General features: G+C 69.5%; 18 protein-coding genes and 1 pseudogene. 4 read left to right on the forward strand and 15 right to left on the reverse strand.

Features of this window, described 5'->3' with window-relative positions:
* Positions 1-2 precede the first annotated feature (2 nt).
* Together FPZ41_RS11930 and FPZ41_RS11935 are read right to left on the reverse strand one after the other, a co-directional pair.
* Positions 3-1,304, reverse strand: coding sequence for an ABC transporter substrate-binding protein (locus tag FPZ41_RS11930; RefSeq protein WP_152861856.1), 1,302 nt, complete (start codon positions 1,302-1,304; stop codon positions 3-5).
* 62 nt (positions 1,305-1,366) lie between these two features.
* Positions 1,367-2,608 carry an aminotransferase class V-fold PLP-dependent enzyme gene (locus tag FPZ41_RS11935; protein ID WP_322620119.1) on the reverse strand — a complete coding sequence of 414 codons (1,242 nt, stop codon included), beginning with the start codon at positions 2,606-2,608 and terminating at the stop codon, positions 1,367-1,369.
* Between the two features lie 264 nt (positions 2,609-2,872).
* On the opposite strand from FPZ41_RS11935, the gene FPZ41_RS11940 reads away from it, so the two are divergent.
* On the forward strand, positions 2,873-3,574 hold the full coding sequence (locus FPZ41_RS11940) for a FadR/GntR family transcriptional regulator (RefSeq protein WP_152861858.1): 702 nt from the start codon (positions 2,873-2,875) through the stop codon (positions 3,572-3,574).
* 37 nt (positions 3,575-3,611) lie between these two features.
* Here FPZ41_RS11940 and FPZ41_RS11945 read toward each other — a convergent pair.
* Positions 3,612-4,262, reverse strand: a pseudogene (locus tag FPZ41_RS11945) (SPASM domain-containing protein); the annotation flags it as partial.
* Positions 4,263-4,543: 281 nt separating this feature from the next.
* Here FPZ41_RS11945 and FPZ41_RS11950 point away from each other — a divergent pair.
* Together FPZ41_RS11950 and FPZ41_RS11960 are read left to right on the forward strand one after the other, a co-directional pair.
* On the forward strand, positions 4,544-5,797 hold the full coding sequence (locus FPZ41_RS11950) for an RNA-guided endonuclease InsQ/TnpB family protein (protein ID WP_322620120.1): 1,254 nt from the start codon (positions 4,544-4,546) through the stop codon (positions 5,795-5,797).
* Between the two features lie 766 nt (positions 5,798-6,563).
* On the forward strand, positions 6,564-7,691 hold the full coding sequence (locus tag FPZ41_RS11960; protein ID WP_152861860.1) for a PQQ-dependent sugar dehydrogenase: 1,128 nt from the start codon (positions 6,564-6,566) through the stop codon (positions 7,689-7,691).
* A 94-nt stretch (positions 7,692-7,785) separates the two neighbouring features.
* Here the strand turns inward: FPZ41_RS11960 and FPZ41_RS11965 are convergent, their stop codons facing one another.
* The 11 genes from FPZ41_RS11965 to FPZ41_RS47020 all read right to left on the reverse strand — a co-directional run bounded on the left by FPZ41_RS11965 (position 7,786) and on the right by FPZ41_RS47020 (position 20,754).
* Positions 7,786-8,424: a hypothetical protein gene (locus tag FPZ41_RS11965; protein ID WP_152861862.1), complete on the reverse strand. Its 639-nt coding sequence runs from the start codon at positions 8,422-8,424 to the stop codon at positions 7,786-7,788.
* A gap of 214 nt (positions 8,425-8,638) precedes the next feature.
* Positions 8,639-9,391, reverse strand: a complete 753-nt coding sequence (locus tag FPZ41_RS11970) for a FadR/GntR family transcriptional regulator (protein ID WP_152861864.1) — start codon at positions 9,389-9,391, stop codon at positions 8,639-8,641.
* 10 nt (positions 9,392-9,401) lie between these two features.
* A complete protein-coding gene (gene denD, locus FPZ41_RS11975) occupies positions 9,402-10,448 on the reverse strand; it encodes a D-erythronate dehydrogenase (protein ID WP_152861866.1) in 1,047 nt (348 codons plus the stop codon).
* The gene (gene otnI / locus FPZ41_RS11980; RefSeq protein ID WP_152861868.1) at positions 10,445-11,248 is read right to left on the reverse strand and encodes a 2-oxo-tetronate isomerase; all 804 of its coding nucleotides are present in this window, start codon (positions 11,246-11,248) and stop codon (positions 10,445-10,447) included. Before otnI ends, denD begins: the two co-directional genes overlap by 4 nt.
* 97 nt (positions 11,249-11,345) lie before the next feature.
* Positions 11,346-12,653 carry an MFS transporter gene (locus FPZ41_RS11985; protein ID WP_152861870.1) on the reverse strand — a complete coding sequence of 436 codons (1,308 nt, stop codon included), beginning with the start codon at positions 12,651-12,653 and terminating at the stop codon, positions 11,346-11,348.
* A gap of 75 nt (positions 12,654-12,728) precedes the next feature.
* The gene (locus FPZ41_RS11990; RefSeq protein ID WP_228022687.1) at positions 12,729-13,475 is read right to left on the reverse strand and encodes a class II aldolase/adducin family protein; all 747 of its coding nucleotides are present in this window, start codon (positions 13,473-13,475) and stop codon (positions 12,729-12,731) included.
* Positions 13,472-14,752 carry a 3-oxo-tetronate kinase gene (otnK, locus tag FPZ41_RS11995; protein ID WP_152861872.1) on the reverse strand — a complete coding sequence of 427 codons (1,281 nt, stop codon included), beginning with the start codon at positions 14,750-14,752 and terminating at the stop codon, positions 13,472-13,474. Before otnK ends, FPZ41_RS11990 begins: the two co-directional genes overlap by 4 nt.
* A 1-nt stretch (position 14,753) precedes the next feature.
* A complete protein-coding gene (gene ltnD / locus FPZ41_RS12000; protein WP_152861874.1) occupies positions 14,754-15,671 on the reverse strand; it encodes an L-threonate dehydrogenase in 918 nt (305 codons plus the stop codon).
* Between the two features lie 173 nt (positions 15,672-15,844).
* A complete protein-coding gene (locus FPZ41_RS12005) occupies positions 15,845-17,359 on the reverse strand; it encodes a family 43 glycosylhydrolase (protein ID WP_322620122.1) in 1,515 nt (504 codons plus the stop codon).
* A 189-nt stretch (positions 17,360-17,548) separates the two neighbouring features.
* Positions 17,549-20,617 (reverse strand): discoidin domain-containing protein, encoded by a 3,069-nt coding sequence (locus tag FPZ41_RS12010; RefSeq protein WP_228022688.1) that lies wholly within the window; start codon positions 20,615-20,617, stop codon positions 17,549-17,551.
* A complete protein-coding gene (locus FPZ41_RS47020) occupies positions 20,614-20,754 on the reverse strand; it encodes a hypothetical protein (RefSeq protein WP_194236069.1) in 141 nt (46 codons plus the stop codon). The genes FPZ41_RS12010 and FPZ41_RS47020 overlap by 4 nt, the downstream gene beginning before the upstream one ends.
* Before the next feature lie 452 nt (positions 20,755-21,206).
* On the opposite strand from FPZ41_RS47020, the gene FPZ41_RS12015 reads away from it, so the two are divergent.
* Positions 21,207-22,223: a LacI family DNA-binding transcriptional regulator gene (locus tag FPZ41_RS12015; protein WP_152861876.1), complete on the forward strand. Its 1,017-nt coding sequence runs from the start codon at positions 21,207-21,209 to the stop codon at positions 22,221-22,223.
* A gap of 63 nt (positions 22,224-22,286) precedes the next feature.
* Here the strand turns inward: FPZ41_RS12015 and FPZ41_RS12020 are convergent, their stop codons facing one another.
* Positions 22,287-22,943, reverse strand: coding sequence for a maleylpyruvate isomerase N-terminal domain-containing protein (locus FPZ41_RS12020; protein ID WP_322620123.1), 657 nt, complete (start codon positions 22,941-22,943; stop codon positions 22,287-22,289).
* Positions 22,944-23,143 lie beyond the last annotated feature (200 nt).

Consider the following 23,143-nt stretch of genomic DNA (forward strand, 5'->3'; position numbering starts at 1 on the left):
GCCTACTTCTCCTGCTGCCACTTCTCGGTCCAGTACGCGTCCCAGGTGGCCAGCAGCTCCTTCGGAGTCGTCTTGCCGAGGATCAGCTTCTGCACGTCGGCATCGGACTTCTGCTGCCACTCGGTCCACCAGTCGACGCCGCGCGGCTGGGTGACGACCTGGTACTTCTGCGGGTTCTCCGTCATGGTGACGTAGCTCGACCAGGGGCCCGTCCGGTAGAACGGGTCCTCGGTGGCCGACTTGAGGATCGGCACCAGGCTGTTCTTCTTGGTGAAGGCCGTCGACGCCTCGCCCTCGGAGAGGAACTCGACCAGCTTGACGGCCTCGGCCTTGTGCTTGCTGCCCTTCGCCACGCCCCACCCGGCGGTGGCCAGCGGCTGGACGGTTTTGCCGCTGGGCCCGGCGATCAGCGGGGCGGTGTCCCACTGGTCCTTCGAGACCGACTTGGACTCCGAGACCGTGGCGATCACTTCGGGGTCCTGCAGCAGGAAGGCCGTGGAACCGTTGGAGAAGCCCTCGACCATCTCCGGGTAGCCCCAGGAGACCGACGACTTGGGGGACGCCTCCTTGAAGAGCTTGAGGTACGTCTCCATGGCGTCCTGGGCCTCGGGCGCGGAGAAGATGGTCTTGCCGTCGGTGAGCCTGAAGCCGTTCGCGGGGTCGATCCTGTCGGCGACGTACGCCTCGATGATCGCAGTGGCGTTGCTGTTGGCGTTGGCCCCGCCGCGGAAGGCGTAGCCGTACCGGCGCTTTGCCGGGTCGTGGATGGCGGAGGCCTGCTTGAGGAGCTCGTCCCACGTGGCCGGCGGCTTGCTGAAACCGGCGTCCTTGGTCAGGTCGGTGCGGTAGAAGAGGCTCAGCCCGTAGAAGCCGTAGGGCACGAAGTAGGTGCGGCCCCCCGCGTCCTTGGAGGCGTTGACGGCGTTGTCCGTCATGGCCTGCCAGCCCTGCCAGCCGTCGAGGTCCTTCTTCATGTCGTAGAGCCAGCCGTTGTTGGACCACGGCCCCACGGTGATGTCACGCACCTCAAGGGTGTCCACGCCGCTGCCGGACTGGAGCATCTGCTGGATCTTCTGGTCGGCCTGCTCGGTGGGCGGCGAGACCAGATTGACCTTGATCTTCGGGTTCTGCTTCTCGAAATCGGCTATGAGGCCCTTGAGCAGGTCGGTGCGGGCGGGGTTGGTCAGGCTCTCGACCATGTTGAGCGTGACTGTTCCGTTCGCGCCCGGACTCATGGTGGAACACCCGGTCAGGACCATCACGGCGGCGGTACCGAGGGCGAGGGCTGCCGTCCTTGTTCTCATCGTGCTGACCTTCCGTGGATGGGGAAGTCCGTGGACAGGGAAAGGTGGCGTGGGGGGTGCCGCTAACGCGCGTCGTGCTGCTCGCGGGCCGCGCGGGCCCACTCGCCGAGGACGGGGACGCAGGCGTCGGCGAAGTACTCGTAGTCGGCGGGGGTGTTGTAGACGTGTGCGGACAGCCGCAGATAACCGACGCTGCCGAAGCTGGTGAAGGCCGCCTCGACGTCCAGCTCCTGGGCGACCCGGTCGCGCAGCGCGTCGGCCTCGACGCGGGTGGTGCCCAGCCCCGCGGGCAGCCGCACCAGCCGCATGCCGGGCACCGGCATGCCGACGTCCACGGGGCCGCTCGCCCCGGTCAGCTCGGCGAAGGCGGCGCCGATGACCTGCTCGCCGTAGTCGGCCAGGTCGTCCATATAGCGGCGGGCGGTGTCCCAGCCCCAGGTGTGCCCGATGAAGTCGAGTGCCGTCGGCGCCGCCAGATAGGAGGTGGCGTCCAGCGTCCCCTGCTGGTCGAAGCGGTCGGGGTACGGATCGGGGGCGCCCCATGAGTCGATCAGCGGGTAGAGCTGCTCCCGCAGGGGGCCGCCGGCGAGCAGCGTCGCGGTGCCGCGCGGTGTGCAGCCCCATTTGTGGAGGTTGCCGACCCAGAAGTCGGCCGTCACGCCGGCGAGCGGGGCGGCGATCAGACCGGGGGCGTGGGCGCCGTCCACGAGGAACGGGATGCCACGCCGCCGCAACTCCGCGCCGATGAGGTCCACCGGCATCCGGCGTGCTGTCGCAGACGTGATCTGGTCGACGACGACCAGGTCGGTGGCCTCGCTCACCTCGGCGACCACGGCCTCGTACGCCTGCTGCGCGTCCGCGTCCAGCGGCACCCGGGCCGTGCGGACACGGCCGCCCCAGCGCCGGGCCAGCCGCTCGGCGCCCATGGTCACGGCGCCGTAGCCGTGGTCGGTGACGACGATCTCCCCGCCTCGGCGGCGGTTGAGGGAGGTGTACACGACGCTGGCGCCGGCACTGGCGTTCGGCACGAGCGCGAGGTCGTCCGGGGCGACCCGCAGGAAGGCCGCGAGGTCGACCCGGGTGGCGGCGAGCCGTTCCGGCAGGGCGGGGAACCACACCACGGGGGAGCGCTCCATCTCCGAGCGCAGCTCGTTCTGCCGCTCCTGCGCCACCAGTGGAACCGCTCCGAACGAACCGTGGTTCAGGTGCCGCAGGGCGGGGTCCAACGACCATGCTCCGGCTGCGGGTCGGCCGTCGGCCAGCAGGAGAGGGCCGGGCGCGGTGGTGACCTCGGTCTCGCTCACAAGACTCCACTTCTGCGGGATCTGGGCGCCCTGGCCGGTATCGAGTCATCGAGTCATCGGGACATCGGGACATCGGATTCGGCACCAGGACACGTATGATGACTGGGAATGTTGGCATGCCGATTTCAGCCATACAAGAGGTCGGCAAGCAAAGTCATCAGATGACTCACGGCCGATACGTGGCAGACATCTGATGACTCGGACTCGATACAGTGCACCGCGAGGGTCCTCGCTGTGCCGCCGGACCGTCAGGGGAGGAGATCGATGTCCGCAGTCGACAAGGCGTTTCACGGTCTACGGCACATGATCGCCACGGGTCGCCTCGGCGCGGGTGAGCGCATTCCGCCGGAAGGGGAGCTCTGCGAGGAACTGGGCGTCTCGCGAGGGTCGCTGCGCGAGGCCGTGCGCATGCTCGCCGCCCTGGGTGTGATCGAGCCGCGGCACGGCTCCGGCACGTACGTCTCCCAGCTCAGGCCGGAGGACGTGATCGGCAGCCTGTCGCTGACCCTGGAACTCCTGCCGCTGACCGGCCTGTTGGAGGTCTACGAGATCCGGCGCGTACTGGAGGCCCATGTCGCCGCCCAGGCCGCGGCACGCTGCACTCCGGAGGCCGTGGGGACGCTCTTCGCGCTCATCGAGGCCATGGAGGCCACCGACGACCCCACCAAGGCCTCCGAACTCGACCACCGGTTCCACCTGGAGATCGCCAGGATCGGCGGCAACCCCACCCTGGCCTCCCTGCTGTCGGTCTTCCGCGCCCGCTCCCGCAAGTACCAGGTCTTCACCCTCCCCGAAGGCCCGGAGCTGCGCCGCAAGAGCGATGAGGACCACCGGGTGCTCGCCACCGCCATCGCCGACCACGACCCCGTCGCCGCCGCCGGCGCCGCGCAGGCCCATGTCGCCCAGACCGAGCGGTGGCTGCGCGCCTTCATGCCGCCCGTGGAGGAGGACGACAGCAAGGGCTGACGGTGCGTGGTGCATGCCCGGCGGCTCGGTCGGGCTGTCACGGGGCGGGCCGCTGCGTTGCCGGTTCGTTCGCTGCGCGCCGGACGGGGCCGCGGTAGACGTAGCGCGGGGCACCGGCCGGCGGGGGATCGGCAGGTGGTGCCTCCGCCAGGGCGCGTACGAGGGCGTGGTCGGGGGACAACGCGCACGCGGGGTCGGTGCGGGCGGGGTCCCCGGTGAGTGCGTGGGCCTGACAGCGGCAACCGCCGAAGTCCGTCTCGCGACGCGGACAGCCACTGCACGGTCCACTCATCCACTCGGTGCCGCGAAAGCGATTGAAGGCCGGGGAACTGCGCCAGATCCACCCCAGGGTCCGGTCGCGCACGTTCGGTACGTCCAGGTCCGGCAGGGCCCCCGCCGCCGGGCACGGCAGCACGCCGCCGTCCGGGGCGACGGTCAGGGACACCGCTCCCCAGCCTCCCATGCAGGGCTTGGGCACACCGTCGAAGTAGTCCGGTACCACCCACACCAGTTCGGTGGTGCCCGCCAGCTCCGTCCGCCTGCGCTCGACCACCTCCCCGGCGCGGGAGAGCTGGTCGCGGGTGGGCAGCAGGGTGGTGCGGTTGCGCAGGGCCCACCCGTAGAACTGGACGTTGGCCAGCTCGATCCGTTCGGCACCCCAGGCCACGCCAACGGCGGCGGCCCGGTCGGCCAGCCGCTTGTGCTGTGGCGCGCCGGGATCGAAGAGGAGATTGGTGTTGTTCAGCAGATTCTCGCGAGGCATCGCAGGGCTTCAGTCCTGTGAGGGGCGTCCTCGTGGTCGCGGCGCGGAGCGCCGCGGTATCGCTCGCGCGTGCTCGGCCGCGAAGCGGCCGAGTGCCGTGTCGGGCGGACCCGGTGCTGCGTCCACGCGGTGGCGGGTTCACTCGGTCGGGTGATGCATGGTGAACGTACGGTGGGCAGTCGTATGCGCGTGTAGGTTTCGTGATCGTGAAGCTGGTGGTGCAGGTCAGGCTGTTGCCGACGCCCGTGCAGGCGGCGGCGCTGGAGGCGACCCTGCGCGCCTGCAACGAAGCGGCGACCTGGGCCAGCGGCGTGGCGTTCGAGAAGGGCGTGAAGAGCAACTTCGCGATGCGCGAGCACACCTACCGGCAGATCAAGGCCCGCTGGGGGCTGGGGGCGCAGGCCGCCCAGCACGTCATCAAGAAGACTTGCGACGCGTACGCCACGCTGAAGGCCAACCTGAAGGCCGGGAACCTGGGCAGGCCGGGCTCGAAACGCTACCGCAGGGCGGTGGAGAAGCCGGTCGCCTTCCGCCCGGAGGGCGCACAGCCCTACGACGACCGGATGCTGTCCTGGCAGATCGACCGGCGCCGGATCTCGATCTGGACGACCGCCGGGCGGGTCAAGGACGTGGCGTTCACCGCCTCACCGGAGCAGATGGCCACCCTGGCCCTGTACCGCAAGGGCGAGTCCGACCTGCTGCGGCGGGACGGCATGTGGTTCCTGAACGCCACCTGCGACGTTCCCGAAGCGCCGCTGAACACCGCTCCAGTGGACTTCCTCGGCGTCGACCTGGGCATCGTCAACATCGCCACCACCAGCGACGGCCAGATCATGGCCGGACGAGAACTGAACCGCGTCCGCACCCGGGAACGTACGCTCCGTACCAAGCTGCAGAAGAAGAACACCCCGTCCGCCAAGCGCCGACTGAAGAGACGCAGGCGTAAGGAAGCGCGACGGGCCAGAGACATCAACCACAAGATCGCGAAGCATGTGGTGGCCGAGGCAGAACGCACCGGTCGCGGGATCGCCCTGGAGGACCTGACGGGCATCCGCGAACGGGTACGGCTTGCAAAGCCCCAACGGGCCACCCACTCCAGCTGGGCCTTCGCCCAGCTGGAGCAGTTCATCGCCTACAAGGCCCGCAAGGCGGGAGTGCCGGTGGTGCACGTCGATCCGGCGTACACCTCCCGCACCTGCGCCGAATGCGGGCACATCGACAGAGTGAACCGGGTCTCCCAGGCCTGGTTCGCGTGCCGGAACTGCGGATTCGTTGATCACGCAGACCGGAACAGCTCCCGCAACATCCGTGCCAGAGCACAGGAGTTGTGGCGACGCGGGGCGCAGTCAACCGCCCCAGACCCACCTCCCGAACCGAAGCGTGGGACAGGACGCAAACACAGCACCACAGCCAGTGGCGCCCGTTGTGCAAGCCCGGGAACTTTAGCCCCGGGTCGTTGACATGGGTGTAGAGACAGTCGGCGTTCAACGGTTCCAGGCGTTCCGTGGTGCCGTCCGGCCCGTCGATCGGCAGATGCCCGATGCCTGTCGCGGTGCGTGTGGAGATCCCGTGAGCCGAGGCTCGTCGTCGTCCCAGAACGTACCGTCGACGATCACGCAGTCGGCGTCCGCGACAGCGGACTGCAGGGCGTCCGGCCAGGCTGCCAGCGCCGGGGCGTGGACCGCGGTCGCCCCGATGGCGCGGTCCCTCAGACACAGGGCCACCACCCAGGGGTCCGAGCCGGTGCCGGGTGAGTCCGCCGGGTACTGCGGGCGTTTACCGGAGGCGGGGATCGCGCGCGGTCCTGGGACGCCTGAACGGCGAGTGAGGCCTGGCGGTGGCGCCAATGCGGGTGGGCGCGTGCCCCGGAGCAGCCGCGGCACGCGCAGTTCCACTGGGGGACGCCGCAGTGCCCGGTGGTCGGGGTGCCACGCCGGCCGACGAGGCGCACTCTGTTGCAGAATCGCGAGTCGAGCCCTCCGGGTCAATGGGGCAGGCAGGGAAGTGCTCCGATCTCTTCTGGTGGTAGGCCGCACCTCACGGGTATCTGCCGGTGGATGTGCCGGTATGCATCCTGGTGAGAGAGGTAGGGCCCGAGGTCGTCGGCCCGGTACGGACCTTTGGCTTTAACTGCACTTGACCTCCCCGCGGCACACCTCCTACCTTCTCGGTGGACTGACGCACCGTCATGTCCCTGCCAAATTGCCTGGCCAGGAGGGCCGTTCCATGGCACGCCACCCCCACATCACCGCACGACTGCTGCCCCCTGCCCTGACCGCGGCGGCGACGGCGGTCGCACTCGCCGCCGGTCTCCTCGGCGCGGCGGCCGGTACCGGAAGCGCCGCGGTCCGCAGCGAGAGAGGCGCCGACAGCGGCATCGACTCCGTCCCCTCGGCCATCCGCACCGTCTCGTCCGGATGGACCGTTCCCTGGGGCCTGAGCTGGCTGCCCGACGGGTCGGCGCTCCTCACCGAACGGGACTCCTTCAAGATCTTCGAGCTCACCCAGTCGGGCACCAGGACCCAGGTCGGTACGGTGCCCAACGTCGTGACGACCGGCGGCGAGGGCGGCCTCCTCGGCATCGCGGTCTCACCGAACTGGAACAGCGACCACTACATCTACCTCATGCACTCGGCGGCCACCGACAACCGCATCGTCCGGATGACGTACGACGGGTCCTCGCTCAGCGGCTACACGGTCCTCGTGACCGGCATCGCCAAGAACAGGTTCCACAACGGCGGACGCATCAAGTTCGGCCCGGACGGCTATCTCTACGCCACCACGGGCGATGCGCAGAACACCGCCCTCGCGCAGGACCAGAACTCCCTCAACGGCAAGATCCTGAGGATGACGAAGGACGGCAGGCCCGCGCCCGGCAACCCGTTCGGCACGCTCGTCTACTCGCTCGGACACCGGAACCCCCAGGGCATCACCTGGGACGAACAAGGCAGGCTGTGGGAGGCCGAGTTCGGCAACAGCAGGTACGACGAGCTCAATCTGATCGAGCCCGGTAAGAACTACGGCTGGCCGGTCTGTGAGGGCAGCTGCTCGACGTCCGGAATGACCAGCCCCAAACAGCAGTGGCCCGTCAGCGAGGCCTCCCCGAGCGCGGTCGTCTACGCCGACGGCGCCCTCTATCTGGCGGCACTACGCGGCGAACGGCTGTGGCGCGTTCCGGTCAGCGGCGCCGGCGCGGGTACCCCTGTCGCCTACTACACCAGCCAGTACGGCCGACTCCGGACCGTGGAGAAGATCCCCGGCAGGAACGCTCTGTGGCTGTCCACCACCAACGCCGACAACAACGGGGGCGAGCCGGACGGCGCGGACAAGGTGTTCCAGGTCGATCTGGGGTAGTCGGCCGGCGTGGCCGTCATGGCAGCGCCGACGGCATGGGACCGGCAGGCGTCGGCACCGCGGCACGGTGGCCCGGCCGCGGCGCCGGCACCGGTCAGTAGAGCTTGTTGACGGCCGTGACGGTGGTGTTCTTGAAGTCGTCGACCTGGGCGTGCTGGAAGTTGCCCATCTGCGCCCACCGGACGAGGGTCACGGTCGCGCCGTCCCGGCCGACGGAGTACAGGCCGATGTCGGAGGCCCCCCACGTGGTCGTGGTGTGGACGCCGTAGACGTACGCGCCCTCCTCGACGTTCAGCTTGCCGTAGTACTTCTCCGTCGCGGTGACGTCGGGGTACTCCCGCATCAGCTTCTCCGCGCAGCCGGCGAGGTCCTTGCGCAGCAGGGCCGCGAAGTCCTTGGCCCGCTGTTCGCTGCGCTCCACCACCGTCACCTGCAGGGCGTTGGTGTCGTACTCGGTCCAGTAGTCACGGTGGCCCGCGATCGACGGCAGCGGGTCGCCCCCGCAGGCCGGCAGCGGATCGGGCTGCCCGGCCGTGACGGGACCGGCGTACCAGGGCGAGGTCGGGTGAGGCGGCAGCTCGTCGGGTGCCAGGAACCGGGGCGTGCCGGAGGCCGATGTGCCAGAGACTGATGCGGCGGCGGCCGGGACGGCTGCCACGGCGACGGCGACTCCGGCCGCCATGGCGGCCACAGCGGCCACGACCCGTCGGGTACCGCGAGCACGGACGTTCATGATTCCCCCATGTGGTGATCGGCGCTTCTGCGATGGCGGGCGCGGCCGTCCCCACGAGCCACACCGTCGACCGGTCCTCCCGCCCCTACGCTTCATACGACCTGCCACCGCCCGCATTCGTTGTGCCCGCCTTTGTCACAACTCTGTCCTCGGTCGCCACAGCCAACGAGACGTACACATCGCGCGCCGGGGCCGGGCAGGCGGGCGGCGGTCGTCAAGGAGTGGGGTCGAGATCCACGTCGAGGTCCTCGGCCCGGTCCCAGAACCCGTCGTCCGCGTCCTGGAGGCGGGAGGCGGCGTGCTCCATGTGGCGGCGCGCGGCGGCGCGGGCCCCTTCGGCGTCCCCTGCTTCGATGGCGGCCAGGATGGCGTGGTGCTCCTGTCGGACCGCCTCGATGAAGTCGTCCCGTCGTGCCTCGTTGGCGCGCGTGATGCGGATACCGCCGCGCATCACCTCGCCCAGGTAGCGCACCGTCGAGACCATCACCGCGTTTCCGGTCGACTCGGCGATGGAGCGGTGGAAGGCGAGATCCTCCTCCACGCCGTCGCCGCCTGCCGCGACCGCCGAGTCGATGGCGTCCAGGGCCTGGCGCATCCGGGCGAGGTCGCGGGGTGTGGCGCGGGTGGCCGCGAGACAGGCCGCCTCGCCGTCCATGGCGCGGCGTACCTCCACGATCTGCAGCACCCGCGCCTTGGTGTCGGCGGTCTCGGCCTCCAGGTCGAGCGGCCGTGTGCGCCGGGGCAGGACGAACACGCCGAGACCCTGCCGCGGTTCGATCAGGCCCGCGTTGCGCAGCCGCGAGAGGGCCTCGCGCACCACCGTGCGGCTGACGCCCAGTTGCTTGACCAGAGCCACCTCGGTGGGCAGTTGGTCCCCCTCGGCCAGCCGCCCCGACTCGATCTCCTCCGAGAGGATCGCGGCGACCTGGTCCGCGAGCCGGACGGGACCGCTCACCTTGGAAAACATGCTTGTCAGTCTATCGACCTGTGCCGGGTCGCCCCTCCGCGAGCGAGGTGCCGGCCAGGACGGCGTCAGGGTGGTCGCCGATGTAGTCCCACACCACCGATTCGAAGGTCGGATCGGGCTCCAGCCCGAGTGCCGCGGCGCGCGCGTTGTCGAAGGCGGAGGGCCACGAGCCCACGATGGCCTCCACGTCGGGATCGGGCGCGATCGTCACCAGGTCGGCGACGGTGTCACCGGCCACCCGTCGCAGCGTGGCCAGCATCTCGGCGACCGAGACCGTGAGGGCCGGAAGGTTGACCGGCAGTGCGCCGTCGAGCCGGCCCTTCCCGGCGCCGCGCTCGACTTCCGCGATGCGCAGGATCGCCTCGACCGTGCGTCGTGGCGAGGCCAGGGCCACGCGCAGGCCGGGACGCACCGGGCAGACGGCCGGAAGGCCCGCGAGCGGCTCGCGGATGACGCCGGACAGGAAGCCGGAGGCGGCCGCGTTCGGCTTGCCCGGCCGCACCGAGACGGTCATCAGGCGGGCGACGCGGCCGTCGATGAAACTCCGGCGGGTGTAGTCCGCGACCAGCTGCTCGCAGACGAGTTTCTGGATCCCGTAGCTCGATCGAGGTGTGGGCAGGGTCGACTCGCTGACCACGGGCGGGAGCGGGAGCGCCGGGTCCGAACCGTAGACCGCCACGCTGCTGGAGAACACCACGCACGGCACCGGTCCGTCGGCGGCCGACTGCGCGCGGGCGGCTTCGAGGAGCGCGCGGGTGGTGTCCAGGTTCGCGCTCATGCCGAGGTCGAAGTCGGCCTCGCACTCGGCCGAGACGGCGGCGGCGAGGTGAATCAGCACGTCCACCGGCTCGGCGAACACCTCGTGGAGGCTGTCGGCCAGGTCGCCCCGCACGATCTCCACGAGCGGATCGGCCGCCGCCTGCGACTCGGCCGGCACGATCCGGTCGGCGAGCACCAGGCGATCGATCGGTACACCACGAAACGTCCGCGTGCTGAGCAGGGAGGCGGTGACCTGTCGTCCCAGGAAGCCGAAGCCACCCGTGATGACGATCCTCATGCGCTGTCTCCTCGGTAGTCGTGTCGCCAGCCGAGACCCTCGCTCGTACCGGCACGGGGGATGTACTCGCAGCCGATCCACCCGTCGAAGCCCAACTCGTCGACGACGCCGAACAGATGGCTCACGTTGAGCTCGCCGCTGTCGGGCTCGTGGCGGTCGGGTACCCCCGCGATCTGCAGATGACCGACCCGCCCGGTCGGCAGGTCGCGCCGCAGGGTCGTGGTGAGGTCGCCCTCGACGATCTGGCAGTGGTAGAGGTCGAGCTGCACCTTCAGGTTCGCGGCTCCCACCTCCTGCACCACGGCGTGGGCCTCTTCCTGCCGGGACAGGAAGTAGCCCGGCATGTCACGGCCGTTGATCGGCTCGACCAGGATGTCGACGCCCACAGGGGCGGCTCGCTCCGCGGCCCGGGCGAGGTTGGCCAGGTAGGTGTCGCGGTGCTCGGCCAGCTCCTTCGGTGTCGCGTCCGGCCGCACCAGCCCGGCCATCATGTGCACCCGCGGGCAGTCGAGCGCGGCGGCGTACTCCAGCGCGCGGTCGACCCCGGAGCGGACCTCCGCCTCACGGCCGGGCAGTGCCGCGATCCCGCGCTCCCCGGACTCCCACGCTCCGGGAGGCGCGTTGAAGAGCACCTGCCGCAGGCCGTGGTCGTCGAGTCGGCGGCGCAGCTCGGAGGCGTCGTACGCGTAGGGGAAGAGGTACTCGACGGCGTCGAAGCCGTCCGCCGAGGCCGCCGCGAAGCGGTCGAGGAAGTCGTGCTCGGTGTACATCATGGACAGGTTCGCGGCGAACCTCGGCATGCTGGCTCCTGACGTCGGAAACTTCGGTCCAGGTCGGTCCCGGGTCGGTCCGGGGCGGCCCGGGTCGGTCCCGGCCAGTAGACCAGGACGGGTCCGGTCAGCGGTTGACGACCTGCTTGTTGGTGGTGAGCACGGCGGCGGCGCCGGCGACGAGGGTGAGCGCGAGGACGTACATCGGGAGCGACGTCGAGCCCGTGGCGTCCTTGAGCGCGCCGATCATGTAGGGACTGACGAAGCCGGCGAGGTTGCCCACCGAGTTGATCGCGGCGAGGCCGACCGCGGCGGCGGTGCCGCCGAGGAACGCGGTGGGGAGCGACCAGAACAGCGGTGCGCAGGTCAGCACCCCTGCCGCGGCGAAGGACAGCGCGGTCAGGGACAGCGCGGTCGACCCGGTCCAGCCCGCCGCCAGTGAGAAGCCGACGGCACCCATGAGGCTGGGGACGACCAGGTGCCAGCGGCGCTCGCGGCGTTTGTCCGCCGAGCGCCCGAACAGGTTCATCGCGACGAGCGCGGCCAGGTACGGCACGGCACTGAGCACGCCGATCGCGAGGCCGCCCTCGATGCCGGTGGACTCGACGAACGTGGGCATCCAGAAGGTCAGGGCGTACTGCCCCATCACGAAGCAGAAGTAGATGAGGCACATCAGCCACACCTTGGGCTCACGGAAGGCGTCCCAGACCCGGCCGTGCACGGTCTGGTGCGCGTTGTCCTCCGCGACCGCCCGTTCCACGACGGCCTTCTCCTCGTCGGTGAGCCACTTCGCGCCGCGCACGCTGTCGTCGAGGTAGAAAAGGGTGGCCACCCCGATGACGACGGCGGGTATCGCCTCCAGCAGAAACATCCACTGCCAGCCCTGCCAGCCGCTCACCCCCTGGAACCGGTCCATGATCCAGCCGGAGAGCGGGTTGCCGAAGATGCCGGCCACCGGGATGGCGGACATGAACATCGCGATCACCCGGGCACGACGGTGCGACGGGAACCAGTAGGTGCAGTACAGGATCACCCCCGGGTAGAACCCTGCCTCGGCCGCACCGAGGAGGAACCTGAGGGCGTAGAACGTCGCCTCATTGGTGACGAACACGAACGACGCCGAGACCAGACCCCAGGTGATCATGATCCGGGCGATCCACCTACGGGCGCCGACGCGTTGCAGCATCAGGTTCGAGGGGACCTCGAAGAAGAAGTAGCCGATGAAGAACAGGCCGGCTCCGAGGCCGTACGCCGCCTCGCTGAACCCGAGGTCGTCGGACATCTGCAGCTTCGCGAAGCCGACGTTGACCCGGTCCAGGTAGGAGACGACATAGCAGAGGATGAGGAAGGGGACGATACGGCGCACTACCTTGCGGTAGACGGCGTTCTCACGGTCGAGGGCGGGGACGTCGGACGCCGATACTGGTATGGACATGGCGATCCTTCTGTGCGGCTCTGGGGAGTTCTCTGACGTGCGGGGAGCGGGTCACTCCGAGGTGCGGGGAGCGGGTCACCACGCGGCGCCGAAGGCGGACCTCAGTTCGTCGAGCGCGTGGGCGGGGAGTGGCTCGGGGCGACGGTCGGTCAGGAGCCAGAGGCGTGCCGTCTCCTCGAGTTCTTCGAGGACGGCGAGAGCGGTGGCCGCGTCGGGGCCCCACACCACGGGGCCCAGCCGGTCGAGCAGCACGGCCCTGATCGGCGTACGGCTCGCCGCGTGCTCGGCGATGCGGGCGGTCACCAGGTCGGCCACGCGCGGGTCGCCGGGCCGGTGGTAGGGGATGAGCGGGACGTGCCCGACCTTCATCACGTAGTACGGCGTGATGGGCGGAAGCACATCGTCCGAGCTCCACACACCGGCCAGGGTGAGGCCGACCAGGTGCGTGGAGTGCGTGTGGATGACGAACCGGGCCGTGGGGTCGGCGGCACAGATACGTCGATGGAGCGTCAGGGTCTTGCTGGCGCGGTCGCCCGCGATCTGCTCACCACGGGCGTCGACCAGCGCGAGGCGGTCGCGTTCGAGGAACCCCAGGGCGGCGTCGGTGGGCGTGATCAGATGGGAGTCGCCGACCTTGGCGCTGATGTTGCCGGCGCTGGCGTGGACATAGCCCCGGGCGAACAGGCTCGTGCCCACGCGGACGATCTCGTCACGTGCCTCGGCGACGGCCCTGCCGTGTGTCTCGTCGGCGGCCCCTTCGTGTGTCCGGTCGTCGGCCCTGCCGTCCGCCGTCTCGGGGGCGGTGCCCGCGTGCCGGGTCATGAGGTCTCCTCGTCCAGGGCGGCGAACGCGGCGGTGAAGAAGTCGGGGCCGCCGAAGTTGCCGGACTTGAGCGTGATGTGGAGCGTGTCGCCGTCGGGCAGGGCCGCCGCGCACCACGGCACACCGGGGGCGATCTGTGGTCCGATCCGCAGGGCGGTGACGCCGAGCGTCCGGACTACCGCTCCCGAGGTCTCGCCGCCCGCGACGACGAGTTGCCGGACGCCTCGATCCACGAGCCCCTGTGCGATACGGGCGAGGGTCCGCTCCACGAGCTCACCGGCCTCGGCGGCCCCGAGCCGGCCCTGGACGGCCCGGACCGTGTCGGGTGACTCGGTGGAGTGGACGAGGACCGGCCCGTCGTCCAGGTGCGACTCGGCGAAGGCCAGGGCCTGACCGACCACGTCCTCACCGGCCGCGACACGCAACGGGTCCACGCTGTACGCGGGTTGGCCGCCGTGCAGGTACTGGAGGACCTGACCGTTGGTGGCGACGGAGACCGACCCCGAGACGATGGCCCGGTGGCCGCCGGATGGCGGCAGTTGTGCGGCCGCGCGGGACGGCTTGAACCCCCAGTTCGCGGGCAGACCGATCGCCAGACCCGAACCGGCGGTCACCAGGGGCAGCCTCCGGACCGCCGCACCCAGGCGTACGAGATCGTCGTTGGAGACGGCGTCGACGACGGCCATCCCGCAGCCGTCCTCGCGCAGGGCACCGATGCGGGCCCTGATCGCCTCCGCTCCGTCGGCGACCACCGTGTGGTCGATCAGACCGACCGCTCGTGTGGTCTGCGCGCCGAGGACGGAGACCAGGCTGGAGTCCGTCATCGGGGTGAGCGGATGGTGGCGCATGCCGCTCTCGCTGAGCAGCACGTCCCCGACGAAGAGATGGCCCTTGAAGACCGTGCGCCCGTTGTCGGGGAACGCGGGCGTCGCGATCGTGAAGTCGCTGCCCAGCGCGTCCATCAGCGCCTCGGTGACCGGCCCGATGTTGCCGGCCGGTGTCGAGTCGAAGGTGGAGCAGTACTTGAAGTAGATCTGCTCGGCACCCTGCGACCGCAGCCAGGAGAGTGCCCGCAGCGACATCTCGACGGCGTCGGAGGCCGGGACGGTCCGCGACTTGAGGGCGATGACCACGGCATCCGCGTCCGCTGCCCGCTCGGTGCCGGCCGGCGGTACGTCGATCAGCTGAACCACGCGCATGCCCGCGCGCACCAGGTTGTTGGCCAGGTCCGTGGCGCCGGTGAAGTCGTCGGCGATGCACCCGAGGCGGACTCCCATGTCAGGCCTCCACCGGCTCGGGCAGGTCGACCCCCGGGAAGATCTTGATGACCGCGCTGTCGTCCTCGGCGCCCAGTCCGGACGCCGACGCCTGGAGGAACATCTGGTGGGCGGTGGCGGCGAGGGGGAGCGGGAACCGCTCCGGCCTGGCGGAGTCCAGTACGAGCCCCAGGTCCTTGACGAAGATGTCGACCGCGGAAAGGGGCGTGTAGTCACCGGCGAGCACGTGAGCCATGCGGTTCTCGAACATCCAGGAGTTTCCGGCGCTGTGCGTGATGACCTCGTAGAGCGCCTCGGCGGGAACGCCGGCCTTGATGCCGAGGGCCATCGCTTCGGCTGCCGCGGCGATGTGCACGCCCGCGAGAAGCTGGTTCACGATCTTGACCTGCGAGCCGAGTCCGGCGCGGTCTCCCAGGCGGTAGACGGTGCTGCTCATGGCTTCGAGCACCGGGTCGGCGACGGAGTACGCCTCGGCCGGGCCCGAGGTCATCATGGTGAGCTCGCCCGCCGCGGCGCGGGCGGCGCCACCCGAGATGGGGGCGTCCAGGTAGAGCACCCCCTTCTCGGCCAGGCGTCCCTCGCACGCGGCGGACCAGCCGGGGCCGACCGTGGAGCACATCACGAAGACGGCGCCCGGACGGAGCCGGTCGGCCGCTCCGTCGGCGCCGAACAGCACGGACTCGACCTGCGCCGCATTGACCACCACGCTGACCAGGACATCCACCGCCGCCGCCAGCTCGCCACAGGACGCGAACGCCGTCCCGCCGGCTCGCGTGAAGTCGTCGGCCACATCAGGTCGCAGGTCGTGGACCCCCACGTCGTAGCCCGCGGTCCGCAGGCTGCGGGCCATGCCGAGCCCCATGGCTCCTAGTCCCACCACACCCACCCGTGGCCGTGCGGTCCTGTGCTGGTCGTTCATGCGCACCCTTCGTTCGCTTTGGAGGTCAGGTCATATGATGACCTGAGGACGCGGATCGGGACGCTGTGATGTGCATCACATTGGATGGGGTGCAGATCATCAGCGGGCCATCGCACTGATGCCCCGCTGATGATCGTCGGCCTCGGGAAAGAGCTACTTCCCGGGCGGTGGAACTACTCTCCGGACTCCCCGGACGGTGAAGTCAGCGGTACACCGAGGGCCACCGGTGTACCGACGTTCGGTGTGCCGTCGGCGTTCCAGGTGAACTTCTGCACCCTGGTGCTGCGGTTCATGTCGCAGCCGCCACCCGCGGAGCTGTTGGCGTGGTAGACCATCCAGTCCTCGGTCCCGTCGGGCGACTTGAAGAAGCCGTTGTGGCCGGGCCCGTACACGCCGTTGGCATTGGACCTCTGGAAGACCGGGTTCGGCGACTTGACCCAGGAGGAGGAGCTGAGCGGGTCGCCGCCGTTGTACGTGAGCATCCCCAGCTTGTAGTCGGGCGTGGAACAGTGGCTGGCGGAGTAGATGATGAACGTCCTGCCGCCCCGCTGGAGGACCTCGGCGCCCTCGTTGACCGCGCCGCCCACCGTCTCCCAGCCGTAGGTCGGGGTGGACAGCACCCGGCGGGTACCGCTCGCGGTCCACGGGTTCGACAGCGGCCGGATGAACATCGGCTGCGAGCCGTTGTAGAAGGTACCGAGGAGGTAGAGCTTGCCGTTCAGCTGCAGGATGCTCGGGTCCAGCTCCCAGGTGTTGTCCTGGGTCGGGTCGAGCAGGTCGGCCTTGAAGCTGTACGGCCCCATCGGGTCCAGGCCGGCGCTCTCCAGGACGTGGATCCGCTGGGTGCCCAGGTCGTACGGTTCCCGCCCGGCCGTGTAGTAGAAGTACCACCGCTTCCCGTTCGGGCCGTCGAGCAGATGGAACTCCGGGGCCCACATCGTGCCGGCCCCGTTGGGCCGGGTGAGGTTGAAGATCACCTGGTCGGTGGCCGTGGCGAGCCCGGCCAGCGTGCCGGCCTTGCGCATGGTGATCGTCGAGTTCCAGGTCGTCGTGGCGAGGTAGTAGTAGCCGTCGTAGTACGTGAGCCAGGGGTCGGGCCCGCGCTGGGAGATCGGGTTGGTGAACGTGCGCGGGCTCGTGCCGCCGCCGGTGAAACCGGGCAGCCGCCAGACCCTGCCGTTCGCGGTACCGCACGGCAACTGCACCAGACCGGTGTCCGAGGCCGACGAACCGCCGCTCGGCGCGACGCACTTGCCGGAGGCGACCGAGACGAGGTTGAAGGTCTTGTCGGTTCCGCTGACGGTCACGGGAACGAGCCGCCACTGCTGGTTCGTTCCGCTGTGGCAGGTCCACTGGATGATCGTGGCGTTGTCCGCCGTGGAAGCGCCGTAGACGTCGACGCACTGGCCGGAGGCGTGCGTACTGATGGTGTACGTGTCGGCCGTCCCCGCGACCGGGGTGAAACCGAAGGACTGGCCCGCACCCGAGCCGCACGTGCCGGCCCGGAGCTGCGTGCCGCTGGTCGTCGAACTGCCCGGGATGTCGAGGCAGTTGCCGCCGTTCTGGTTCACCCCGGTGGATGTGAAGGCGACGGCGGCGGCCGCGGGCGGGGGCGGAGGTGCCACGAGGAAGGCCACCGCCATGGTGAGCACGGCGATGAGCGTGGACAGGGATCTGGAACGAGTCACTGGAGCACACCCTTCAGCGCTTGGAGGTTGCGGTGGGGCCGTACACCTTCGCTTCGAGCAGGCCGAGAACTGGTGCCGAAATCGCCTCTCTGGCCTGTGGTAATGTCGCTTCGCCCCGTAAGGGGCCGGTTCGGGCTGGACCGCAACTTTCGGGTTGGAAGCCCCCCTCCTGTAGGTGGGGGAGCGGAGTCACGAGGCGGGCATGTCGATGTCCCCCTGGTCGTCGTCGAAGAAGTACACCTCGGCCCTGTCGAGGGTCTTCGCCGACGGCCAGGTCAGCTCCGCCCATTGCTGCCCGGTCTCCGGCCAGGTCCCCCAGCGCGGGTTCACGGTGTCGTTGGACGACGGCGGGTCGATCCCGTCGTTGACCGCGGTGACGCTCTCCCAGGGGGAGGTGTACGACGCGGAGGCCGTCGCCGACGCCGCCAGGTTGCCCGGTGGCTGGGCGCCGCCCCGGTTGTACACCTTGACCTCGGTGAGGCCGGTCTTGGCGCCGGAGGCGTTGGTGGCCAGGACCCTGACGCGTTGGGCGCTGATCGCGGGGAACCGCACCAGGTTGTAGTTGGCGCGTGGTGCGGCCGGGCTCTTGCTCTGGCCGGGGGCGTTCACCCACGAACTGCCGTTGTAGTACTGGATGGTGTACGCGGACGGGGCCCGGTAGGTGGTGCTCGCCGGCCGGCTGTCCTTGAAGTACAGGCGTACCTCGTCGAGCGTACGGGCCGTGCCGAAGTTCAGCTCGTACCAGTCCTGACTGTTGGCGGAGCCTCCGGCACCCCAGAAGGGCTCGTTGGTGGGGTAGCCGTCGACCGCGCCCGCGACGTTGCTGCCCGATCCGGTGTGGGACGCGGACACGGTCGCCCCGGAGGCGAGGTTGGTCAGGTCGGCGGTCAGGTCGACGCCCGCCTTGGCGAGCATGTCCACCATCCGGGGACTGTCCTGCACGACCTGGTTGGGGGCTTTCAGGCCGGGGACGGCCGTGTGGTGGGTGACCGTGCCGCTCGTGGTGACGTCGCCGGTCGCCGGGTCCCAGGTGAAGGGCACCAGCGAGTTGATGGTGGCGACGCGGTTGCCGTTGACGTAGATCGAGTAACCCTCCGGGACGCCCGGGTAGCGCACCACGCCATCGGCCGGGTCGTCCCAGACGATGCTCAGGTCGGCACCCCGGTAGCGGAGGTTGTTGACGGTGAAGTGACTCCAGCCGATGTCGATGGGGGAGAGCTCGACCTTCGCGTCGTTGCGGGGCCGCAGGCCGGCGACGTCCTCGATCACGGTCCAGTTGCTGCTGCCGAGGATGTTGTGGTGGATCCAGGAGCGGTAGTTGATCGTGCTCCCGTTCCAGTCGGCCCAGAACTCGTTGGCGTCGGGCCACTGGGTGTTGCCGCCGACGTACTGCGCCCAGGCGTTCCAGTAGAGCAGCTTCTTGTAGTCGGTCGCGTTCATCCAGGAGTTGGGGTAGTTGCGCAGGACCGAGGAGTAGAGCCGGAACTGCACGGTGGAGTTGATGGTGGAGAAGTTGTTGGAGCCCGGCTGCCCGGCGTCGGCCGCCGCCTTCTTGTCGACCTGGTTGGCCGTGTAGAAGGGGAAGACGGGGTACTGGGCAGGGTCGTCGAACAGGCGTAGGGCCTGCTTGTAGGTCGCGGTGTCGGGGACGGCTCCGACCGAGAACGGGTAGTAGTTGTTGATCTCCTTCCAGGGCACCCACTCGTTGGTCGACTTGAGCCGGTGCTCGAACAGCTGCCGGTTCGGGTTCCACAGCACGCTGACGATGGCGTCCTTGATCTGGTTCGCGAGCGTACGCATCTCGGCGGCCTTGGCCGTGTTGCCGGTCGCCTCGTAGGCCTGCGCGGCGGCCAGCGCGCCGCTGTACTGGTAGGCGGACTCGGCGCGGTCCATGGTGCCGGGCTTCCAGTGGAAGGAGACGGCGTCGGCGTCGTTGCCGGTCAGGGCGCCCCAGTCGTATTCGATCAGCTTGTTGTTGTCGTGGTCGTAGTGGGCGAGCTGGCCCTTGACGTCGCCCTCGGCGTAGCGGGCCAGGTTGGCGGCGATGCCCGGCTGGCCGCCGTGGATCTGGTAGCTCTTCCATGCCGCTTCGGCGATGTACTGGGTGTAGCTGTTGGACCAGTTCTCCGGGTCACCCGGGTTGTCCAGGAAGCGGCCGCCCTTGGAGGTCTGGCCGACGCTCAGCCAGTCCCCGTACGCGTAGGCCGGGTCGCGCAGGTACTTGAGGTCGTCGATGTGCATCGGCTGGGTGAGCGCGATCGCGTTGTTGTAGCCGAGGACGCCCTCGGTCGAGGTCGGGAACTGGAAGGTCTGCCCGGGGATGTCGGCGTCGAGGTTGTTGAACCGCATCAGCCACCAGCGGTAGTAGACGCTCTTCTTGATCGCGGGTTCGGGCACGTCGATGTAGGGCACGTTCTGCGCCCACCACCGGTTGTAGTCCCTGACGTGGGTCGCGAACGCGGTGGCGCCTGAGTACCCCACGTAGGCGTTGTACTCCGTGAGGGACTCGGGGATCTCGTCCGTGACGAAGCCCATCACCACCTTGGCTGTCACCGTGGCCCCGGCCGCGATCGTCACGGACCGGTTCAGGCCGCCGCCGGCGGCGGTGAACCCGTCGCCGGTGAGCCGCGGACGGATGGTCGTGAGGTTGTTGTAGGCGTTCACCTGCCCGGTCAGCTCGCTGCCGGTGCCCGTGGTGGCATAGGGCGAAGTCGCGCGTAACTGCAGCGTGGTGGAGCCGCTGCCGTTGTTCTTGATGGACAGGTTGGTCACGGCGACGTTGTTGTCGGTGATGAACTTCGTCTGGCTGACCGTGATCGAGCCGGCGGTGTGCACGCTCTTCCAGTGGCTGGGCGCCTGCCAGCGCTGGGAGACCTGTTCGGTGAAGGTGCCCGGGCTGATCGCGACCGCGTAGGCGTTGTTGTCGTTGATGCTCTCCCAGTAGGCGACCTTCCCGGCGAACCCGAGCCGCGAGGGGTCGTGCTCCTTCATGAAGACCGCGCGCCCACGGCTCATCAGCCAGGGCCCGGCCGGGTCGTTGCCGGAACGGGCCAGCAGACGGTCCATCCAGAAGTCGGTTCCCGAGCTCTCCGCGTCGTAGATGGTCCGCATCATGTCGCCCGGCGTGTAGGCGACGGGCGGGGCCGGGACCGCGGGTCCGTTGAAGGTGGGGAACCCGATGGTCTGCGCGGCGGCGGCCGGGGTCGCGGAACAGACGGAACCGATGATGAGCAGCAGGGCCACGAAGAGGCGCTTCATGACGGGGTCCGCCGTTCCTGGATGCCCTGGATCCCCTCGGTGGCCTGGATCCCCTGGAGTCGCTCGTTCGGCTGGTGGTCGCACTTCTGGGCGTCGGTGGCGGCCTCACACGCGGCCGCCGTCGTTCGTCTTCTCATCGGATGCTCCCTGTCCGGTTGACAGCAGGCGTTCGCTCGCGATGGTGCTGACGTTCTCCGACGGGCCTCCCGGGAGCCTCAGCGAACGGGAGCCCCGGCGGACGAGGGTGGGTCAGGAGTGCCGGGCGGGCGGACGCACCTCTGCCGGCGGTCCGAGCCGCAGGGTGAGGGAGTGGCTCAGGAGGGGACGGTGACCGCGTCCAGCATCGTGCTCGCCGCGCTCACATCGATGTCCTTGGCGATGCCCATGCCTTCTCCTCTGCGTCCCCCGAGGAGCAATAAGACTGACCTAAAAGGTTTTCGCAACGTAGATGTGAACCCATGCACTGTCAAGACACGAGAGCGGGGCGCACACTTACCTGGCAAGGGCTTACCGGGCTAGATTCAGGCAAAACTGAGCAGAGGGAGTCCGATATGGCTGGTTCCTCTCGGTGAAAAAGGTTTTCGGAACGATGAGCTCTCAGCGACGGCGGGCGACCACGATCACCGATGTGGCCACGCGTGCGGGGGTGTCGATCGCGACCGCGTCCAAGGCGCTCAACGGCCGGAGTCAGGTCCGTGCCGAGACCCTGCAGCGCGTTCTCCGGGCGGCGGAGGAACTCGGCTACCAGCCGAACGCGCTCGCCCAGAGCCTGATCTCCGGTCAGACCCGCACCGTCGGGCTGCTCACCAGCGACAGCGTCGGGCGGTTCGGCATTCCCGTGCTGCTCGGCGCGGAAGACGCCTTCGGCACGGGTGAGATGGCCGTCCTGCTCTGCGACGCTCGCGGAGACGCCATCCGGGAGCGGCACTACGTGCGTACGCTACTGGCCCGTCGCGTCGACGGGATCATCGTGGTCGGGGAGAGCACCGATCCACGACCGTCCATCAGCCTTGATCTGCCCGTGCCCGTCGTCTACGCCTACGCGCCCTCCGACGATCCGCAGGATGTGTCGTTCGTGCCCGACGACGTGGGCGGGGCCCGCATCGCCGTCCAGCATCTGCTGACCGTCGGCAGGCGGCGCATCGCCCACATCACCGGGCCCACCCACTACCGGGCCGCCCAGGACAGGGCGGTCGGCACCGCCCGGACCCTGGAGGAAGCGGGACTCGCGCTCTCCGGCGGCCAGGCCCTCTTCGGCGCGTGGTCGCGGCGCTGGGGGCGGCAGGCAGCCGAGATCGTGCTCGCCGGCGACCCGGAGACCGACGCCGTGTTCTGTGGGAGTGATCAGATCGCCGCAGGGTTCGTCGAGGCCGTTCGGGAGCGCGGCCTCCGGGTTCCCGACGACATCGCGGTCGTCGGATACGACAACTGGGAGGTCCTGTCCGCCGAGACCAGGCCCCCGCTGACCACCATCGACATGAACCTGGAAGTCCTCGGCCGCACGGCCGCCCAGCATCTGTTCGCCGCCATCGACGGCCGGGCCGCCTCGGGAGTGCATCGCATGTCCTGCAGCCTGACGATCCGTGAATCGACCATGCCCCAGTGACGGAAGCCGGGCCACACGCAGCGGCCGACCGACCCGAACGGGCCGCAACCGGGCACGGACCAGTCAGCCGAGGACGAGCGGGAGTTCGGCGGCCAGCCCGCCCAGATCCGCCTTCTCCCCGGCGGTGGGGGTACGCCGTCCGGTGCCGACCAGCAACGCGTCCTTGTCGGAGAACGACGCGGGGAACGTGGCCCCGGCGATCTTCTCCAGCATTTCGCGTGACCGGGCAAGCGCCTCCGCGGGCGGTCCCGCCACGCCCGGAAGGTGCGCGGCCAGGTCGAGGTGGTGCAGCGTCCACTCGATGACGTACGCGGAGAGGTAGTCGCTCGCGGTGAGGACCACGTCGCGGGTGCTGACCCGCAGGCCCGGGTCGGCGAGTCCGGCCGCGCGTCCGGCTGCCGAGCCGACGTCGTCGAGGTGGAACTTGAGCAGCCACGGCTCCTCGTACGCGGCGGCCAGCCGGACGATCAGCGCGTCGAGCGGGTCATCGCCCGTCGGCGGCGTCTCGGCCACCTCCCAGTAGGTCACCGCGTCGCGGGTCGGTTCCGTATTGGCGGGGGTCACCAGGGTGATCAGGACGTCCTGTGCGTCGATGACCAGATGGCACACCAGGTCCCGTACGAGCCAGCCTCGGCAGCCGGACGGCTGTGCGAAGTCCTCGTCCGCGAGTTGGGAGACCGCTGTGCGCAACGCCGTCCATGAGCGTGAGAAGAGATCCACACTGGCACGGTACGGCCTTGGGGGGCTTTGGGACATCGGGACAGCGGTCAACGCCAGCCGTTGATCATTGCTGTGGGTCGGCGACCCGGCATCCGTACCCTGCCACCACCACCCTCGGACCAGATCGGTCACCAAAGTTGCGGTTCGGAGAACACGCGCCGGTTCCCGGGCGGTGAACGCGCGACCCGACGGACATGCGG

Origin of the sequence: Streptomyces acidicola (assembly GCF_009377235.1) — a bacterium.
GTDB lineage: Bacteria > Actinomycetota > Actinomycetes > Streptomycetales > Streptomycetaceae > Streptomyces > Streptomyces acidicola.

Coding starts and splice junctions, on each gene's coding strand:
- FPZ41_RS11930 (WP_152861856.1), bottom strand. CDS start 1,304: ATGAGAACAAGGACGGCAGCCCTCGCCCTCGGTACCGCCGCCGTGATG.
- FPZ41_RS11940 (WP_152861858.1), top strand. CDS start 2,873: ATGTCCGCAGTCGACAAGGCGTTTCACGGTCTACGGCACATGATCGCC.
- FPZ41_RS11960 (WP_152861860.1), top strand. CDS start 6,564: ATGGCACGCCACCCCCACATCACCGCACGACTGCTGCCCCCTGCCCTG.
- FPZ41_RS11965 (WP_152861862.1), bottom strand. CDS start 8,424: ATGAACGTCCGTGCTCGCGGTACCCGACGGGTCGTGGCCGCTGTGGCC.
- FPZ41_RS11970 (WP_152861864.1), bottom strand. CDS start 9,391: ATGTTTTCCAAGGTGAGCGGTCCCGTCCGGCTCGCGGACCAGGTCGCC.
- denD (WP_152861866.1), bottom strand. CDS start 10,448: ATGAGGATCGTCATCACGGGTGGCTTCGGCTTCCTGGGACGACAGGTC.
- otnI (WP_152861868.1), bottom strand. CDS start 11,248: ATGCCGAGGTTCGCCGCGAACCTGTCCATGATGTACACCGAGCACGAC.
- FPZ41_RS11985 (WP_152861870.1), bottom strand. CDS start 12,653: ATGTCCATACCAGTATCGGCGTCCGACGTCCCCGCCCTCGACCGTGAG.
- FPZ41_RS11990 (WP_228022687.1), bottom strand. CDS start 13,475: ATGACCCGGCACGCGGGCACCGCCCCCGAGACGGCGGACGGCAGGGCC.
- otnK (WP_152861872.1), bottom strand. CDS start 14,752: ATGGGAGTCCGCCTCGGGTGCATCGCCGACGACTTCACCGGCGCCACG.
- ltnD (WP_152861874.1), bottom strand. CDS start 15,671: ATGAACGACCAGCACAGGACCGCACGGCCACGGGTGGGTGTGGTGGGA.
- FPZ41_RS12010 (WP_228022688.1), bottom strand. CDS start 20,617: ATGAAGCGCCTCTTCGTGGCCCTGCTGCTCATCATCGGTTCCGTCTGT.
- FPZ41_RS47020 (WP_194236069.1), bottom strand. CDS start 20,754: ATGAGAAGACGAACGACGGCGGCCGCGTGTGAGGCCGCCACCGACGCC.
- FPZ41_RS12015 (WP_152861876.1), top strand. CDS start 21,207: ATGAGCTCTCAGCGACGGCGGGCGACCACGATCACCGATGTGGCCACG.